Source organism: Protofrankia sp. CiP1_Cm_nod3 (assembly GCF_982290655.1).
In genome coordinates this window covers 4,457-4,941 of sequence record NZ_CEVIVD010000059.1, presented here as the reverse complement: position 1 = coordinate 4,941, position 485 = coordinate 4,457, and the positions used below count along the sequence as shown (strand labels likewise).

General features: G+C 74.4%; 1 protein-coding gene. It reads left to right on the top strand.

The window, feature by feature from the left end; translation table 11 throughout:
* On the top strand, positions 1-398 hold a 398-nt coding region (locus AC5LUJ_RS13250; protein ID WP_493465011.1), incomplete at its 5' end, for a glycosyltransferase.
* Between the last annotated feature and the right edge of the window lie 87 nt (positions 399-485).

Genomic DNA, 485 nt, shown 5'->3' with positions numbered 1-485 from the left:
CGACCGGCCGCGTTCTTGCCGGCGTTTCCCCCGGCAGCGGTGCTGAGGAACACATTCTTGTGCTGCCGCACGTCCCGCAGCTCGATCTCATGCCGCGGCTGTCCGCGGTGGTGTCGCACGGCGGGAACAACACGGTGTGCGAGGCGCTGGCGCACGGTGTCCCGCTGGTCGTGGCGCCGGTCCGGGACGACCAGCCCGTCATCGGGGAGCAGGTCGTGCGCACCGGCGCGGGCCTGCGGGTCAGGTTCGGCCGGGTGAGCGCGCCCGCGCTGCGCGAGTCGATCGTCTCGGTGCTGGACGAGCCGTCCTTCCGTACCGCCGCGCGGCGGCTGCGCGACGACTTCGCCGCCGCCGGGGGCGCCGTCGCCGCCGCGGACCGGCTGCTCGCGATGACCTGACCGTCGGCCCGGTGCCGACGCCGTCCGGCGAACCGCATCCGGCGAACCGCACCCGGAACAAAGAATTCGGAACACGGCCGCCGGGCG